General features: G+C 53.1%; 15 protein-coding genes. 11 read left to right on the forward strand and 4 right to left on the reverse strand.

The annotated features are described in order from the left end of the window. Positions 1–58 precede the first annotated feature (58 nt). The 5 genes from MHI24_RS06790 to MHI24_RS06810 all read left to right on the forward strand — a co-directional run bounded on the left by MHI24_RS06790 (position 59) and on the right by MHI24_RS06810 (position 7051). A complete protein-coding gene (locus MHI24_RS06790) occupies positions 59–1801 on the forward strand; it encodes a collagen-like protein (protein ID WP_340024826.1) in 1743 nt (580 codons plus the stop codon). 210 nt (positions 1802–2011) lie between these two features. Next, on the forward strand, positions 2012–2452 hold the full coding sequence (locus tag MHI24_RS06795) for a hypothetical protein (protein ID WP_340024827.1): 441 nt from the start codon (positions 2012–2014) through the stop codon (positions 2450–2452). A gap of 437 nt (positions 2453–2889) precedes the next feature. Continuing rightward, the gene (locus tag MHI24_RS06800) at positions 2890–3957 is read left to right on the forward strand and encodes a hypothetical protein (RefSeq protein ID WP_340024829.1); all 1068 of its coding nucleotides are present in this window, start codon (positions 2890–2892) and stop codon (positions 3955–3957) included. A gap of 244 nt (positions 3958–4201) precedes the next feature. Continuing rightward, on the forward strand, positions 4202–5401 hold the full coding sequence (locus MHI24_RS06805; RefSeq protein ID WP_340026620.1) for an MFS transporter: 1200 nt from the start codon (positions 4202–4204) through the stop codon (positions 5399–5401). A 252-nt stretch (positions 5402–5653) separates the two neighbouring features. Continuing rightward, on the forward strand, positions 5654–7051 hold the full coding sequence (locus MHI24_RS06810; protein WP_340024831.1) for a collagen-like protein: 1398 nt from the start codon (positions 5654–5656) through the stop codon (positions 7049–7051). A 17-nt stretch (positions 7052–7068) separates the two neighbouring features. On the opposite strand, the gene MHI24_RS06815 is transcribed toward MHI24_RS06810, so the two are convergent. Continuing rightward, positions 7069–7248: a hypothetical protein gene (locus tag MHI24_RS06815; protein WP_340024832.1), complete on the reverse strand. Its 180-nt coding sequence runs from the start codon at positions 7246–7248 to the stop codon at positions 7069–7071. A gap of 234 nt (positions 7249–7482) precedes the next feature. Further along, a complete protein-coding gene (locus MHI24_RS06820; RefSeq protein WP_340024833.1) occupies positions 7483–8166 on the reverse strand; it encodes a GDSL-type esterase/lipase family protein in 684 nt (227 codons plus the stop codon). A gap of 209 nt (positions 8167–8375) precedes the next feature. On the opposite strand from MHI24_RS06820, the gene MHI24_RS06825 reads away from it, so the two are divergent. The 4 genes from MHI24_RS06825 (at position 8376) to MHI24_RS06840 (ending at position 11536) form a co-directional block, all read left to right on the forward strand. Continuing rightward, positions 8376–9059 (forward strand): pectate lyase, encoded by a 684-nt coding sequence (locus tag MHI24_RS06825; RefSeq protein ID WP_340024834.1) that lies wholly within the window; start codon positions 8376–8378, stop codon positions 9057–9059. A 248-nt stretch (positions 9060–9307) separates the two neighbouring features. Beyond that, a complete protein-coding gene (locus MHI24_RS06830; RefSeq protein ID WP_340024836.1) occupies positions 9308–10081 on the forward strand; it encodes an amino acid ABC transporter substrate-binding protein in 774 nt (257 codons plus the stop codon). Positions 10082–10107: 26 nt separating this feature from the next. Next, positions 10108–10767 carry an amino acid ABC transporter permease gene (locus tag MHI24_RS06835; protein WP_340024837.1) on the forward strand — a complete coding sequence of 220 codons (660 nt, stop codon included), beginning with the start codon at positions 10108–10110 and terminating at the stop codon, positions 10765–10767. Between the two features lie 25 nt (positions 10768–10792). Continuing rightward, the gene (locus tag MHI24_RS06840; protein WP_340026621.1) at positions 10793–11536 is read left to right on the forward strand and encodes an amino acid ABC transporter ATP-binding protein; all 744 of its coding nucleotides are present in this window, start codon (positions 10793–10795) and stop codon (positions 11534–11536) included. 278 nt (positions 11537–11814) lie between these two features. On the opposite strand, the gene MHI24_RS06845 is transcribed toward MHI24_RS06840, so the two are convergent. Then, complete coding sequence (locus MHI24_RS06845; RefSeq protein WP_340024838.1) at positions 11815–12945, reverse strand: AI-2E family transporter; 1131 nt, start codon at positions 12943–12945, stop codon at positions 11815–11817. Positions 12946–13122: 177 nt separating this feature from the next. Here MHI24_RS06845 and MHI24_RS06850 point away from each other — a divergent pair, with 177 nt between their 5' ends. After that, positions 13123–13794 (forward strand): response regulator transcription factor, encoded by a 672-nt coding sequence (locus MHI24_RS06850; RefSeq protein ID WP_340024839.1) that lies wholly within the window; start codon positions 13123–13125, stop codon positions 13792–13794. Beyond that, the gene (locus MHI24_RS06855; RefSeq protein WP_340024841.1) at positions 13791–14864 is read left to right on the forward strand and encodes a HAMP domain-containing sensor histidine kinase; all 1074 of its coding nucleotides are present in this window, start codon (positions 13791–13793) and stop codon (positions 14862–14864) included. Before MHI24_RS06850 ends, MHI24_RS06855 begins: the two co-directional genes overlap by 4 nt. Here MHI24_RS06855 and MHI24_RS06860 read toward each other — a convergent pair. Then, complete coding sequence (locus MHI24_RS06860) at positions 14854–15915, reverse strand: suppressor of fused domain protein (protein WP_340024842.1); 1062 nt, start codon at positions 15913–15915, stop codon at positions 14854–14856. The two genes, MHI24_RS06855 and MHI24_RS06860, sit on opposite strands and share 11 nt — an antisense overlap. Positions 15916–15994 lie beyond the last annotated feature (79 nt).

Genomic DNA, 15994 nt, shown 5'->3' on the forward strand with positions numbered 1-15994 from the left:
ATATTGATGAGTGTTTACGGATATTGTAATTGAAATTTAATTTTAGGAGGTTACTCTATTGTCTAATCCCAACATTCCCAACATCAGCCCCACGATTACGTTAACAAGGGATGATGCCGTTAACCTGCTGCTCTCCTCGATTGCCATGGAGGAGTTAGGACTTGCCCATGTCATTAATGCGGAAGGCGAGAAAATCCAGTTCGCCCTGGGTACGCTGCCTGGAATCACCGGTACTCCTGCTACACTCGCACAGGTACTGGATGTCAATAACAGCACCCAGGCTATGCTAGATACCATCTTGCGCCAGGAGATGATGCTCGATTTCAAGCTGGATGCAGCGGCCAATGTTCCCACACTGGTCGGGCCTACCGGACCTACCGGTACTACCGGGGCCGCAGGAGCTGTAACTAGCGTCAATGGCCAGACAGGAGATGTGGTCTTGAATGCTGAGCATGGCGTCTTTCCCATCTCCAATGATGAGCCTCAGAATAGATTCCTGGGCACGCTTACTGAACCCGGCGTCTATAGCTCGAATAACCCGGAAGGCGAGGGCCCCCCGGACGGTCCGCCAGCTCCAGGCAATCCTCCGCTGCCACACCCTGCCGTCTGGACAATTTATGTCTCCCGTGTGGGCAACTATGTCCAGCAGCTTTATATTTCCAATCCTGCCCTCTTCTACCGCAGCAGCCAGAATGGAGGGCCTCCTTACACCCCCTGGATTCCCATCGGGGCCCAAGGGGTCACGGGACCAACGGGTATGGGAGCTACAGGTCTGACCGGGGCTACAGGATTGACTGGTGTTACTGGCAACACTGGAGCCACTGGCCCTACCGGCCTCACGGGATTGACGGGACTTACCGGGCTGACCGGCCTTACGGGAATGACCGGAGCTACCGGGGTGACTGGCCTCACAGGGCTTACAGGGTCTACCGGGGTTACCGGAATGACTGGGCTGACCGGGGTGACTGGCGTTACCGGAATGACCGGGCTTACAGGAATGACCGGGCTCACCGGGCTCACCGGCGTTACCGGGCTTACTGGCCTCACGGGGCTGACCGGGGTGACCGGCCTCACGGGAATGACTGGGCTTACCGGGGCTACCGGGCTCACGGGTATGACTGGGCTTACCGGGACTACTGGCGTGACCGGAATGACTGGGCTTACGGGTCTTACTGGCCTCACGGGACTTACCGGGCTCACCGGGGTGACTGGCATGACCGGAATGACCGGGCTGACCGGGGTGACTGGTATTACTGGAATGACCGGGCTTACGGGTCTTACCGGCGTTACCGGAATGACCGGACTTACAGGTCTTACCGGCCTTACGGGAATGACCGGCCTTACCGGCGTCACTGGACTAAGTGCTACTGCACGTAACTTAACCGTCGGGAATAATTCTGCTACTATAACTGTAGCGGCAAGTAATGGAGTCGTCCCTCTTACTTATACCGGTCCTGACAATGGCTCCCCTGATATCACTGTAACTGGTAATAACGTACAATTACTGACGGGATCGTATTTAGTCACCTGGATGATAAGCGGCAATGTGGCAACACAAGGCCAAGCCTTAACTTTTGAACTGCGATTAAATGGTGCAAACAATTCTGTTCCGGGCAGCAGAGCTACGAATACTCAACCTATCGCTGGCGAAACCATTGGTGTCATAAATACCGTCCTCGTTAATATAACTGCAGCCAGTGGACTAATAACGCTGGTGAATGATGCTCCTAACCCTGCCATCTTAACTACAGATAATGCCCGATTAGGGGCCCAGATTACATTTGTCAAGCTCTCTGAATAAAAGCTAATTCCAAAGACAGCTCCACGAGGGTTTCAGCCTCTGGAGCTGTCTCTTTCTGTTATTCATAGACCCGGTCATCGCAAATTCTGCCGCCCGGTCTGCACCAAAGTGCTAAGTCTGAATATTTCTATATTATTCATTAATTATAATGCTGGCTCAACATGTGTACTGATGCGAAATCCGTTTATAACCAAAGGAAGTGATAAAGAAATGGCCTTTTTATCAACAGGACCGATCGAAAATAACCCGGTTAACGGAACGAGGCCCACTCAGCAGGTTACCGTTAGAATCGTTAACCGCAGCGTGGAATCAGCTTCCTCCATATCCATTCAGGGGTACTATTTAAACGGTTTTGAATTTACATTTGTTATACCTGATAATCTCGCTGATCTGAATGATCCTGTTCAAGTTTCAGTGTGGGGCAAGAACAGTAAAGGCCAGTTGGTAACCGCACACTTGGAGAACATAATGACGGCGAGGCAGGACCTACTGGAGCTACAGGAGCAACCGGGCCTGCTGGAGAGCAAGGTGTACCAGGAGAACAAGATCCCCAAGGATCTACAGGACCGACAAGTTCAGGGAAAGGGACTACAGGTCATACCGGACCCACTGGCACTACCAATATCGGCTTCACCGGCTTCACTGGCCTGACGGGCGTTACCGGGGTTACCTGTACCCTTTCAACAGCCTATGCCGTTAGCTTTGCAGATTCTGCAGGTTCCGTTACTCTGCTTGAAATTTTCCCCCCAAACACTAACGACAGAATTGCCATTAGAAATGGCGGTTATCACTCTGTTACCATGCTAACCGGCGAGATCAACAATAGACGTCCAAATATGCAAATATCACTATCGTCAGAATCTCCTAAGCATCCCGTATAAAAAATAAAAGAGACAGTTATAGAAGTAATCAAACTTCTCAAGCTGTCTCTTTTTGTTATTCATAAACCTGGCTACAGCAACTACTGCTCCTAAGTCTGCACCAAATCGTTAAGCCTGAATAGGCTTATAGTAATCATTAATTATCCAGCTGACTCAGCGTGAATCCTGAAACAAAATCCAAATCTACAGACTGGAAGTGATAAAGGAATGGCCATTTTATCAACAGGACCGATCGAAAATAACCCGGTTAAAGGGATGAGACCCACTCAGCAGGTTACTGTTAAAATCGTTAACCACAGCGTTGACCAGGCTTCCTCAATATCCATTCAGGGTTATTATCTAAACGCGGGGACAAGGGTTATGTATGTTAATGAAGTACTCTCTATTGCAGAGAATCAAGTCATTACGAAGGATTATTACGCTGATTTTAATGGTTTTGAATTTATATTTGTTACGCCTGATCATCTTACTGATATGAATGAACCTGTTCAAATATCGGTATGGGGAAAGAGTAGTACAGGTCAACTGGTAACCGCACACCGCTTGGTATCTGAAGAACTGCTTGGAGAACGTAACGGCGGAGAGAAAGGAGCTACTGGAGCAACAGGACCTGCGGGAGAGCAAGGTCCTCCTGGAATGACTGGACCCACCGGAGCAACAGGTCCCCGGGGTTCAACAGGACCAGCAGGCTCAGGGGCAGGGGCAACAGGCCATACCGGACCTACCGGACCTACTGGCATCACTGGAATGACAGGTGCAACCGGACTCACGGGTGTGACTGGACTTACCGGCGTCACTGGACTTACAGGCTTCACTGGTGTCACAGGAGTCACCGGGGCTACTGGTACCCTTTCAACAGCTTATGCCGTTAGCTTTGCAGTTTCTCCTACTGCAGCCGTTATTCTTGCTTCAACTGAAAAAATAAATTTCATCGCACCACCAGCTCAATCTCTTGGTATTACATGGGATGCCACTTCAAGAGATTTTACAGTTCCTGAAAATGGGGTTTATCAAGTAACATGTACTGTTTTTGTTGCAAGTGGTACGGACGGGGTGTTTGAGTTCATGAGCGGGCCTGGACCATCATCTGTAAGCAGGTCAATCGCATATGCAAGTCCCTCTGGTTCTGTTACCATGTTAGACACTTTCTCCTTAAACGCTAACGACAAAATTGCCGTTAGCAATGGCGGCAATGCCAGTGTTACGATGCTATCCGGCACTATCGATGGAAGAACTCCAAATTATGCAATGATCACTATCGTCAAAATCTCCTAAGCCTAAGGGCCACGTAACAATGCAGTTGAATTTCACTGGCTCGTATTGGCAGGGAAGTCAGAGAACCCTGCCAATATGAGCTTTTTATGCGTTATACGACGAGATAACTACCTCTTGCCCTTTCACCGGAAACTGGCTACAATGCACTTATTGTCTGAATTATCATCCAGGAGGCCCTATTGTGAGCGCTACGTCCGGAAATTCTGCCGGCACACCCGGCAAGAAACGCAACACCGTTTATATTATGCAGCTTGTGACTATTTTCCTGGGCTTTGTCGTATTCGGCATCTCAGAAAATATTAAAGGGCCCGCCATCCCGCGCATTCAGCTTGCCTTCCAGTTAGATGAAGGACAGCTCGGCACCCTGCTCTCGCTTAACGCGTTGGGATATCTGATCGCCTGCTCCTTCACCGCGATTCTGGTCCGCAAATGGGGCATTAAGGCCGTCACTATTATTTCATTTGCATCCATGGTGCTCTCCGGGGTGCTGATCTTCCTGTCGCACACCTATCCGCTGTTCGCCTCCTCCTACTTCCTGATGTATATCGGCAATGGGATGCTGGAGATCGGGCTGGCGATTCTGGGAGCACGTATTTTCGTCAAAAACACCGGGCTAATGATGAACCTATCCCATTTCTTCTATGGATTAAGCTCAACCGTAGCGCCGCTGCTGGCTACTGGCGTCATGTCACTGAGCTTCTACGGGCATGTGCTCGACTGGCGGGGCATGTATCTGGTCATGCTGTCGCTCTGCCTGCTGCCGATTATTACATCGCTGCGCAGCACCTATCCCGGAGATGATCTGCCGCACGAAGACCGCACCTCCTTCCGCATGCTGATGCGTGATCCGGCGCTGTGGATGATGGTGATGATCCTCACCTTCGGCGTGGTTTCTGAGCTTGCCGTCGGCGGCTGGCTGGTTAACTTTGTGGAAAAAGCTTACGCCTGGGACACGGTGCGGGCCTCCGGCTTATTGTCGGCGTTCTTCCTACTGTTCTCCCTGGGACGGCTTGTGCTCGGCGCGCTGACCGACCGGATCGGGTTCGTGCTGTCGCTGATTATTTTCTCGGGCTTCTCTGCGATCTGCACCTTCGCCGCCCTGGCGGGCGGGGAGCGCCTCGCCTTCCTGTTCGCCGTATCCGGCGCAGGGATCGCGATCATCTACCCGACCGTGATGGCCTTTATCGCCCGCCGCTATCCGAAGGGAAGCGACACCGCGATTACCTTCGTAGTGACCATTATGGGGCTGGGCAGCGTTGTCGGCAATTACATGATCGGCTGGGTCATCGAGGCCGTCAAAGCCATGTATGGCCGTACCACCGCACTTGGCCTGCTGCGCGGCCTCCAGGCCGGGTACGGATTTATCGGACTATGTGCAGCCATCTGCTCGGTAGCGGGCATTGTGCTGTATGTGTATTTGAAGCGGCGACAGGAATTGATCTAGGAAATCCACACGACAACTCTACAAATACGTTCCTAATATATCCCCTGTCTTTTCTTTGAGTTTATCTAATGACATTGGCCTCTGGGGCTATTTTTTTGTTATCCATAGAACTGACTCATAGCATATTCTGCCTCTAAGTCTGCACCAAAGCGTTAATTCTGAATAGTCTTATATTAATCATTTAATATGCAGCTAACTCAAGATGCACCCTGGAACGAAATCCTAAATATATGGACAGGGAGTGGTAAAGGAATGGCTTTTTTATCAACAGGACCGATCGAAAATAATCCGGTTAACGGAACGAGGCCCACTCAGCAGGTTACCGTTAAAATCGTTAACCGCAGCGTGGAATCAGTTTCCTCCATATCCATTCAGGGGTACTATTTAAACGCGGGAACAAGGGTTTTGTACGTTAACGAAGTCCTTCCGATTGCAGCGAATCAAGTTATTACGAAGAATTATTACGCAGATTTAAACGGTTTTGAATTTACATTTGTTATACCGGATAATCTCGCTGATCTGAATAATCCTGTTCAAGTTTCAGTGTGGGGCAAGAGCAGTTCAGGTCAACTGGTCACTGCACACCGGCTGGTGTCTGAAGAATTAATCGGAGCCAATAACGGCGGAGAGGCAGGCGCTACTGGAGCTACCGGTCCTGCTGGAGAGCAAGGCCCTCCTGGAGCTACCGGTCCTGCTGGAGAGCAAGGCCCCCCTGGCGCTACCGGGCCCGCTGGAGAGCAAGGCCCCCCTGGCGCTACCGGACCTGCCGGAGCTGGGGCTGGCGCTACCGGACCTACCGGGTTTACCGGGCTTACTGGCGCTACTGGCATGACGGGGGCAGGACTTCCCGGGCCTACCGGGGCTACAGGGCTCACGGGCTTTACTGGCGCTACCGGCATGACCGGTGCGGGACTCCCTGGGCCTACCGGCACGACCGGTATCGGACTTCCCGGGCCTACCGGCACGACCGGTGCGGGACTCCCCGGGCCTACCGGCACGACCGGTGCGGGACTCCCCGGGCCTACCGGCACGACCGGCGCTGGACTTCCCGGGCCTACCGGCACGACCGGTATCGGACTTCCCGGGCCTACCGGCACGACCGGCGCTGGACTTCCCGGGCCTACCGGCACGACCGGTATCGGACTTCCCGGGCCTACCGGTGTCACCGGGCTTACCGGGCTTACTGGGCTTACTGGGGCTACTGGACTCACTGGGGCTACAACTACGGCCCGCCACCTGTTTATTGGAAATAACACTCTCGGTACATTTACTGCTGACACCGAAGTTGAGTTTAATCAGACGCTTGTCGATAACGGCGCTCCTGATATCGTATTATCATCACCAAGCTCAGTTACTCTGTTACGAGGAAGCTATTGGGTTTCATGGAATATAAGCGGAGGTCTAGCCACTGGAGGTACCGCAATGTCCTTCGCCCTGCGGAATAACACTACATTAATTCAGGGAGGCAGAGCAGTAAATAGCGTTGCTCCTATTGCTCCACAGACCATTTCTTTAGGGGCCGATCTAATTGTATCCATAACGGGCGCCACTGGCACTATTAATTTATATAACGATGGCGACGATGCAAATGTAACTTCAATAGGTGGTCGGCTTGCAGCCCAATTATCCATTATGAAATTATCGGATTAACTGTCCCAAATGTGCATTTAAAGGACTTCCATCCCTATTGAAGGTAAAGCAGCCTCCTTTACAGAGGTTGCTTTTTCATTCCTGCTTTTAAGTGCGGCCATTCCGGCAGAACCCGCAAATGGTATGGCCAGATCGCTCCCAGTAACCATAAATTTCAATAAAGTAATTAACTTTATATTATTTTCTGCACCACCCATCTGCCCTCGCCTTTTACAAATACTCCTCCCTCATTCACATCGATGCAGTTTTAATAGTCCAAATTTTCACAGCAGTAAATATAAAAGAACGTGGCTTATCGAGTGTTAAGTGAGATGTTTAAGAAAACATCGAAGTAGCCGATTACATTTCAAACGAATTTATAACAAACACACTGAAAATCATGAAACGAGCTGACACAATACAGAAGGCCCTCCCACTCCGCTCTTGCCTTTTTACAAATACCCCTTAAGATTATGCAGCACCACCGAGTACCCGTTCCCGTACATATGAACCCCGTCCATCGTGTACTCCTCCTTCAGATTCCCTTCGTCATCCGTCAGCCCCTCATTCACATTAATGAACGCATAGCCGTGCTTCAACGCTAATTGCTCCACAGCACGGTTCGCCTCCTGCAGAGATGCATTCGTTCTAGTCCGGAAGTAGCTGTCCTTCGCCGCCTGATCCATTCCAGGAAAATCGGCCTTGGCGTTCACCGGATAATAAGCCATGACATATACCTTGCATTCCGGCAGTCTCGCACCGATCTTTGTCAGAATTTCGTTATAGTTCGCCAGCAGCTTCTCCAGCTCATATTCTCCGTCCGCAGAGCTGATGTCGTTGGTGCCGATGTTGATGAACAGCTTCGCCGGCTCCAGCTCAAAGATACATTCCTCCATTGTGTTCAACAATTCCCGGGTCACATACCCGGCAATCCCGCGATTGTAGATGATCGTCTGCCGGTCCAGCGTCTGCTGCAATTCATTCACCGGAAAAAATTCCATCAGCGACGACCCCGCCATTACGGTCTGTCCCTTGCGGGCATAGGTATTCAGCACCTTGTACTTCTTGACCTTGTCCTCCTTCTCCCGCTTCATTTGCTGTTCCATCATCTCGTTGATAAGCTCTTCCTGAGTCAATTGGATCTCCCCCATTTCTGCTGCACTGCTATTCTGTTATTCTACCATTGTTATCCTTAACCGGCTGTTATCCTTATTAGACCTGCTTCCCACCCGTGCCTAAATGTGTCGAATATATGGTAATTGATTTCATAACAAGGAAATTGTTCTATGCACACGTGTTCCGAATATCCTTAATATCGTATCACCATTACATGTTGAAGGGCGGAATGTTTTTGAAAAAGGTAATGAGCTTGCTCCTGTCGGCTGTCCTGCTGTCCTCGTTCTATGTTGCTGCTCCTCCCAAGGCCTCTGCGGCCTCGCCGATTGTGGTTAGTACGACGATTGTCGTTCCAGCCGAGCAGACGTATAACGGCAATGGCCAGACGTTCGTCGCTAATCCGAATACGCTTGGGGACGGCAGCCAGGCCGAGAACCAGAAGCCGATCTTCCGGCTGGAGAAGAATGCTACGCTCAAAAATGTAATCATCGGCGCTCCCGGCGCAGACGGTGTGCACTGTTATGGTAACGCTACCATCTCCAATGTGACCTGGCTGGATGTCGGCGAGGATGCCCTGACGCTGAAGGCGTCCGGCACCGTCAATATTACCGGCGGGGGTGCGTACAAAGCCTACGATAAAGTGTTCCAGATCAACGCTGCGGGCACGATTAACATCAAGAATTTCAGGGCGGATGACATCGGCAAGCTGGCCCGCCAGAACGGCGGAACCTCCTTCACCGTCAACTTCACGCTGGACAGCTCCGACATCTCGAATGTGAAGGATTCCATCTTCCGTACAGACAGCAGCAGCAGCGCCGCCAAAATCACCAACACCCGCTACCGCAATGTCCCTACCCTATTCAAGGGCTTTGCCTCAGGCAAGACCAGCCAATCGGGCAATACGCAATACTAGAGGAGCATAGACATAAGCTGCTAAAATAACTCAGCCGTAACAAGTAACCGCCTTCATCTCTGCTCCGCAGGGATGAGGGCGGTTTGCGTATTATGGGAGTGCGCGAATTGGATTTATTTTGGACACATCTGTCTCTATGAACTCTATCGACATAAGCTCACATGGTATGCTATTATGATAGCCTGATAACGTATTAACGAACTAAAGCGGGCGGATGCGGCACGCAATCTACTAGGAGGATTAGAGAGATGAAGAAGCAGGGATTAGGGATACTATTATTAATGGTGCTGGCTGTCGCCATGTTATCCGGCTGCTCCAGTTCCGGGAACAAGGACGGCAAGCTGGTGATCGGGATTGACGACAAGTTCGCCCCGATGGGCTTCCGCGATGATAAGAACGAGATTGTCGGCTTCGATATTGACTATGCCAGAGCGGCTGCTGAGAAAATGGGCAAGGAAGTCACCTTCCAGCCAATCGACTGGTCGGCCAAGGAATCGGAGCTGAACAGCGGGCGCATCGATATGATCTGGAACGGATATACGATCACGGATGAGCGCAAGGAGAAGGTATTGTTCACTAAGCCTTATCTGGAGAACAGCCAGGTGGTGGTCGTGCTGGCTGATTCTCCGCTGACGAAGCTTCAGGATCTGGCCGGCAAAGAGGTCGGACTCCAGAGCCTCTCCTCTGCTGCCGATGCCCTGGAGGCAAATCCGGTGAAGGCCTCACTGAAGGGCGTGTCCGAATACACCGATAATGTGCTCGCGCTGACCGACCTGAAGTCTGGCCGTGTGGACGGGGTTGTCATTGACGAGGTAGTAGCCAGATACTACATAGCCAAGGAGCCGGATACCTACAAGCTGATGGATGAATCGCTGGCCCCTGAGCAGTATGGCATCGGGATCAAGAAGGGTAACGAGACCCTGCTGAATGAGCTGCAGAAGGCGCTGGACGAGCTGAATAGCGACGGCACCGCCGCAGAAATCTCCACCAAATGGTTCGGGGAAAATAAAGTATTGAACTAGATTGTTCTTTAGGAGCCGGTTAAGCCATGAATATTGATTATATTATCCAGATTTCAGGGCCGATGCTGGAAGGCGCGCGCACCACGGTGCTGCTGTTCCTCATCGTGATTGTGCTGTCCATTCCGCTGGGAATGGCGGTCACCCTAATGGCCAAAAGCCGGTTCAAGCCGCTGGCCTGGATTGCCCACACCTATATCTACATCATGCGCGGCACACCGCTGCTGCTGCAATTGCTGTTCTTCTGCTTCGGCCTGCCGCAGATTCCCGTGATCGGGCAATATCTGGTCATGGACCGCTTCGTGGCGGCCAGCCTAGGCTTTATTCTGAACTATGGCGCTTACTTTGCCGAGATCTTCCGCGGCGGCCTGCTCTCCATCGACAAAGGCCAGCATGAGGCCGCCAAGGTGCTCGGTCTTAGCCGGTGGCAGACGCTGCGCAAGGTGATTCTCGCTCAGATGTTCCGGGTGGCGCTGCCTGCGGTCGCCAATGAGTCGATTACGCTGGTCAAGGACACCGCCCTGCTGTATGCCGTGGCTGTGCCCGAGCTGCTGAACTTCGCCAAAACGGCGGTGAACCGTGATTTCACTGTTGTTCCTTTTGTCGTCGCGGGGGTTATCTATCTGCTGATGACACTGGTGCTGACGTTGTTCTTCAAGGCGCTGGAGAAGCGTTTCAAATTCGAGTAGAAAGGCTGTTACCGCTATGAGCAGCATGAGCAATATAATAGAAGTCTCGCAATTGCAGAAATCGTTCGGCAGTCTTAATGTACTGAATAAGATCAGCTTCGACATTAAGCCTGGAGAGGTCATTGCAGTGATCGGTCCCTCCGGCTCCGGCAAAAGCACGATGCTGCGCAGTCTGGTACATCTCGAAGAGGTGACCGGGGGCAGCATCCGTATCAGCGGACAAGCATTGGTTGAGAACGGCCACTATGCCAGCGGCGCTGCGATCAAGGACATCACCGCTGGCATGGGCATGGTGTTCCAGCATTTCAATCTGTTCCCGCATCTGACGGTGCGGGGGAATCTGGAGCTGGCCCCGCGGACCCTGAAACGGAAGAGTGTCCAGGACATCACGGCGGCAAGCCGGGAGCTGCTCGCCAAGGTGGGCCTGGCCGACAAAGCCGATGTCTACCCCTCCACCCTGTCCGGCGGACAGAAGCAGCGGGTCGCCATCGCCCGGGCGCTGATGCTGAGCCCGGAGATTCTGCTGTTCGACGAGCCGACCTCGGCGCTTGATCCCGAGCTGACCGGCGAGGTGCTGCGCGTCATCCGCCAGCTGGCCGAAGAGAACATGACGATGATGATTGTCACGCATGAGATGAGCTTCGCCCGCGATGTCGCCGACCGCGTCTTCTTCATGGACAACGGCGAAATTGCCGAAGCGGGCACCCCGGAGGAGATCTTCGGCAACCCGAAGCTGGAACGGACACGGGCGTTTTTGATGCGGGAGTAGGCTCGCTGGCTAACGTGTCTTCACGCGAACACAATGTGATCGGTTTTTCGATTACATTACGCCCACGCGCCCACTCAGCGCCGAATGTGATCGGTTTTTCGATTACATCCGGTCCGCGCGCCCTTACAGCGCCGAATGTGATCGGTTTTTCGATTACATTTGGCGGACGTGCCTTCGCGCGCGCACCAGCTTTACTGTATATGTTTTCGCAACAAAGGACCGGAACGCCATTACGGCGGTTCCGGTCCTTTTCTGACATTTCCCTGCCCTGTCAATGCTCACGCCTCCCGCCCCGGTTCCGGCCCCAACGGTCCCACAGGCGCTGCCGGCTCCGGCTCCTCCCACCGCTTACGGACGAACAGCTCGTAGACCTTGGTCACGATGATCTTCAGGATCATGTAGACCGGGATAATAACCAGGATGCCGATAATGCCGCCGAAGTCGCCCCCGGCCAGGACCAGCAGGATGGTCGTGATCGGGTGGATGTCCATGCTTTTGCCGAAGATATAGGGGGCTACCAGGTTATCCTGAATCTGCTGCGCGACCAGCACGACCACAATCGACCAGATGGCCGTGGACGGCGACTCGATCAGGCCGAAGATGAAGATCGGCACCGTCGACAGAATCGCCCCGATGAACGGGATGAAATTCATGATGACCGCGATCAGGGTCAGGATTAACGCATACGGCAGGCCAATGATCAGGAACCCGAAATACATCAGGACGCCCAGCGCCAGATTCACCAGCACCCGGCCAACAATGAAGCTGCTCAGCACCCCGTCGATCTCCGCTACTACCCCCGCGCCTTCTTCATGGTAACGCCTTGGAATGAAGCTCACCAGCCGGTTCCCGAACTTTCCGCCCTCCTTCAGCATGTAGAACAGCAGAATCGGGAACGTGAACAGCACAATGGCAAAGTTGGACACAAAAGAGAACAGTCCCGTCACATACCCCGTAGCCAGCGAGAAGCCCTTGTTTAAATACTCCATCAGCTGGCTGGCCGGATTCATATCCTCCGGGATCAGCTTCGACAGCAAATCGCTGTTCTCCAGCCGGTTCAGCTGGTCGCCTACCGCCCGGAGCACACCCGGCATATTATTGATCAGATGCACCAGCTGGTCCCTCAAGGAAGGCCAGACGCCCACCGTGAATCCAAACAGCAGCACCGCAAAGACCAGATAGACCAGCAGAATAGCCAGTGTCCGGTTCAGCTTGCGGGAGGCCAGGTAGTCGATCAGCGGCCGCAGCAGATAATAGAAGAACACCGCCAGCATTAACGGGACAATCACTACATTAAATAACGAAATCACCGGAGTAAAAATAAAATTCACCAGTGTGCCGACATAGATAATGCCCAGCACCAGCAGCACGGCGATGCAGATACGGATGAACAGATTCAGTTTGGCCATAATCGACTCCCGTTTTTATATTTTGTGTGGTCAACCTGTTCTCATAAATATAGTCACTCAATCTTAATTCAGACTAAACCCGGCCTAAAGATAAGCTAAAGATTTTGTCTTCTGCCCTGCTTTCTATTAAAATGGTGGGCATAAGCGGTGAAATACGGCAAGCTATGGAGTGAACCTATGATTACGATCCTTGTGGTAGAAGATGAGAAGCATATCAGGAAGCTGATGAATGCTGTTCTGCAGCGCGAAGGCTATGAAGTGGTCACCGCCGGAAATGGTATCGAGGCCCTGGAGATACTGGAGGTCCGGCATATCGATCTGATTATTCTTGATATTATGATGCCGGAGATGGACGGGTATGCGTTCGCTGAAGAGCTTAAGGAGGCCGGCAGCCGGATTCCCCTGCTTATGGTGACGGCCAAGCTGCTCCCTGAGGATAAAAAGAAGGGCTTCCGGCTCGGAACCGACGATTACATGACCAAGCCTGTCGATACCGAGGAGATGCTGCTGCGGATTCAGGCACTGCTCCGCCGTTCGCAGATCGCGAGCGCCCGCAAGCTGGTGATCGGCCAGGTTCAGTTGGATTATGACACGTTAACTGTGACCCGGGACGGGGAGAAGCAGACGCTGCCGCAGAAGGAATTCTACCTGCTCTATAAGCTGTTATCCTACCCGGAGCGGATCTTCACCCGCATCCAGCTCATGGACGAAATCTGGGGAATGGACAGCGAGTCTACGGATACGACGGTGAATGTACATATCAACCGCCTGCGCAAGCGGTTCGATACGTATCCTGAGTTCGAGCTGGTCTCTGTCCGGGGACTCGGCTATAAGGCGGTGCGGACATGATCAGGAAGCTGAGAGAGCGGGTCGGGAACTCGCTGTATTTTTCTGTCGGTGTATTTATCATCTTCCTCTATATTGTGCTGACCACCGGAGTTTTGCTCTATCTGTTAACCGTCTTTGGAGTGCTGAATATCGCGGTATTCGAGGACATCCGAATGCTGACCCTCATAATCCTGATTGCCTGCCTGATCGTCGGCACCGTCGCCTCGCTCTTCGCCAGCCGTCAAATGCTGAAAACGTTGCGCAGCTTCATTGACGCGACGCAGCGGCTGGCAGCAGGTGATTTCACTACCCGCCTGGAGCTGAAGAAACCGCCGGAGTTCAAGATCCTCTCCGCCAACTTCAACCGGATGGCCGAAGAGCTGGGCGGTATTGAGCTGCTGCGGACGGACTTCGTGAACAACTTCTCGCATGAGTTCCGCACCCCGATTGTGTCGATCAAGGGCTTCGCGGAGATTCTTAAGGATGACGCCCTAAGCAAGAAAGAACGGGATGAATATCTGGATATTATCATTGAGGAATCCACCCGCCTCGCCTCACTGGCTACGAACGTTCTGAATATGTCCAAGGTCGAGGCCCAGAGGATCCTGACCGACCGTGAGTCCTTCAATGCCGGAGAGCAGCTCCGCCAGTGTATTCTGCTGCTGCATTCCAGAATTGAACAGAAGCAGCTCTCTCTGCAAGCCAATATCAAGGATTATACGTTATACGGGAACAAGGAGCTGCTGAATCAGGTGTGGCTCAATCTGCTGGACAACGCGATCAAGTTCACCCCTGAACAGGGAGAGATTGGGGTGTCTATGACGCCAATAGGGGATGACATTGAATTCAAGTTTCAGGACAGCGGGGCAGGCATCAGCCCGGCCGCTCTGCCCCGGATCTTCGACAAGTTCTACCAGCAGGACGCTTCGCATACGGCTTCCGGGAACGGATTGGGGCTGTCCATTGTCCGCAAAATCACAGAGCTGCACGGCGGGAGCATCCGCTGTGACAGTGTTCCCGGTCAGGGTACCACCTTCACGCTGCTGCTCCCCGCTTCCGCGAAGCACCCGTCCGCATCGGTCAGCCGATAGTCTCGACGACATTGCCCTCCTGGTCCTTGATGTACGTCTTGCGGATCTGCACCTTCAGGTCTTTGGCGGCGGACAGCCGGAATTCGCCCTCCTTGGGCTGGAGCTTCGTCTCCAGCTCCAGGACCGCCTCGTCTGTGAGGCCGATGCTGACAAATTCCGGGTTAACCACACTCTCATTCTGCGGTCTTGGCTCCAGCATCACCTGCAGCTTCTTGCTGGTCAGCGTCAGCGGCGCGCCCTTCAGCAGACGGCCGCGCAGCAGCTTGGCAATGACCGGCGCCTGCCGCGCACCGATGGTCAGGACTGCCGGGGCAGAGCCCAGCAGCCGGTTTTTGGCAGGCTCATAGCCTAATTCATCCACATACAGCATCCCTGTCTTGGAGCCGTCACGCGTTATCCCCTGGCGCACCGCCTCCTGGATGGCCGGCAGCCGGAGCAGCGAATCCCGGGCAAGATCGGTAATACAGTAAGGAAGTACATCCTGGCTGGCCGCAAGGAAGGCGTTGGTATTCCAGGTCATCATCGCCTCCAGCTCCTCTGCGGTGATTCCCACCATCTGTAAGAATTCTACCCGGCCGTTAGGCGTATCAATGGCTGGGAGCTCCGGGTCATCGGTGAAGGCCAGCGCTGTCAGCTGCGTGTCCGCCCCCAGGCAGATGGGACCATTCGCATCCAGATGATGGCCTGAGGCGAAGATGTTGCCGCTGGAGAATACATATCTGGCCATGTTCTGCAGCAGATTGATCGCCCACGCAGGAGGCTCCTGCTCGCCGTGACTGCGCGCCAGCCGGAAGGTCAGCTCGAAGCCGTAGCCGCTGTATTCAGGGTCCTCGGACTCCTTGTCGAACAGCTCAGAGAAGCCAAAGGTCACGAAGTGCCAATGCGGATAAGGCCGCTCGGCTTCGTACGCGCTGATTCCGTTCAGCGGGTCATTGCCCCCCAGCGAATACGGCAGCATAGCCGCATAATGCTTCGGCTTCTGTTCCCCGTACAATCTTGTCATCTGTTCCTCTATGGCATCCCAGCCGACCGCTTCCACTTCTTCGCTCATTTGGTTCCCTCCGGTATCTAATTTATGTACTTCTGGTAAATCATGCTGTATAAATCTCCAGTTCATTACCCGGAATTCC

Origin of the sequence: Paenibacillus sp. FSL K6-1096 (assembly GCF_037977055.1) — a bacterium.
Taxonomy (GTDB): domain Bacteria; phylum Bacillota; class Bacilli; order Paenibacillales; family Paenibacillaceae; genus Paenibacillus_AQ.

Coding starts and splice junctions, on each gene's coding strand:
- MHI24_RS06800 (WP_340024829.1), top strand. CDS start 2,890: ATGGCCATTTTATCAACAGGACCGATCGAAAATAACCCGGTTAAAGGG.
- MHI24_RS06830 (WP_340024836.1), top strand. CDS start 9,308: ATGAAGAAGCAGGGATTAGGGATACTATTATTAATGGTGCTGGCTGTC.
- MHI24_RS06805 (WP_340026620.1), top strand. CDS start 4,202: ATGCAGCTTGTGACTATTTTCCTGGGCTTTGTCGTATTCGGCATCTCA.
- MHI24_RS06860 (WP_340024842.1), bottom strand. CDS start 15,915: ATGAGCGAAGAAGTGGAAGCGGTCGGCTGGGATGCCATAGAGGAACAG.
- MHI24_RS06795 (WP_340024827.1), top strand. CDS start 2,012: ATGGCCTTTTTATCAACAGGACCGATCGAAAATAACCCGGTTAACGGA.
- MHI24_RS06845 (WP_340024838.1), bottom strand. CDS start 12,945: ATGGCCAAACTGAATCTGTTCATCCGTATCTGCATCGCCGTGCTGCTG.
- MHI24_RS06855 (WP_340024841.1), top strand. CDS start 13,791: ATGATCAGGAAGCTGAGAGAGCGGGTCGGGAACTCGCTGTATTTTTCT.
- MHI24_RS06850 (WP_340024839.1), top strand. CDS start 13,123: ATGATTACGATCCTTGTGGTAGAAGATGAGAAGCATATCAGGAAGCTG.
- MHI24_RS06825 (WP_340024834.1), top strand. CDS start 8,376: ATGTTTTTGAAAAAGGTAATGAGCTTGCTCCTGTCGGCTGTCCTGCTG.
- MHI24_RS06835 (WP_340024837.1), top strand. CDS start 10,108: ATGAATATTGATTATATTATCCAGATTTCAGGGCCGATGCTGGAAGGC.
- MHI24_RS06815 (WP_340024832.1), bottom strand. CDS start 7,248: ATGGGTGGTGCAGAAAATAATATAAAGTTAATTACTTTATTGAAATTT.
- MHI24_RS06810 (WP_340024831.1), top strand. CDS start 5,654: ATGGCTTTTTTATCAACAGGACCGATCGAAAATAATCCGGTTAACGGA.
- MHI24_RS06840 (WP_340026621.1), top strand. CDS start 10,793: ATGAGCAATATAATAGAAGTCTCGCAATTGCAGAAATCGTTCGGCAGT.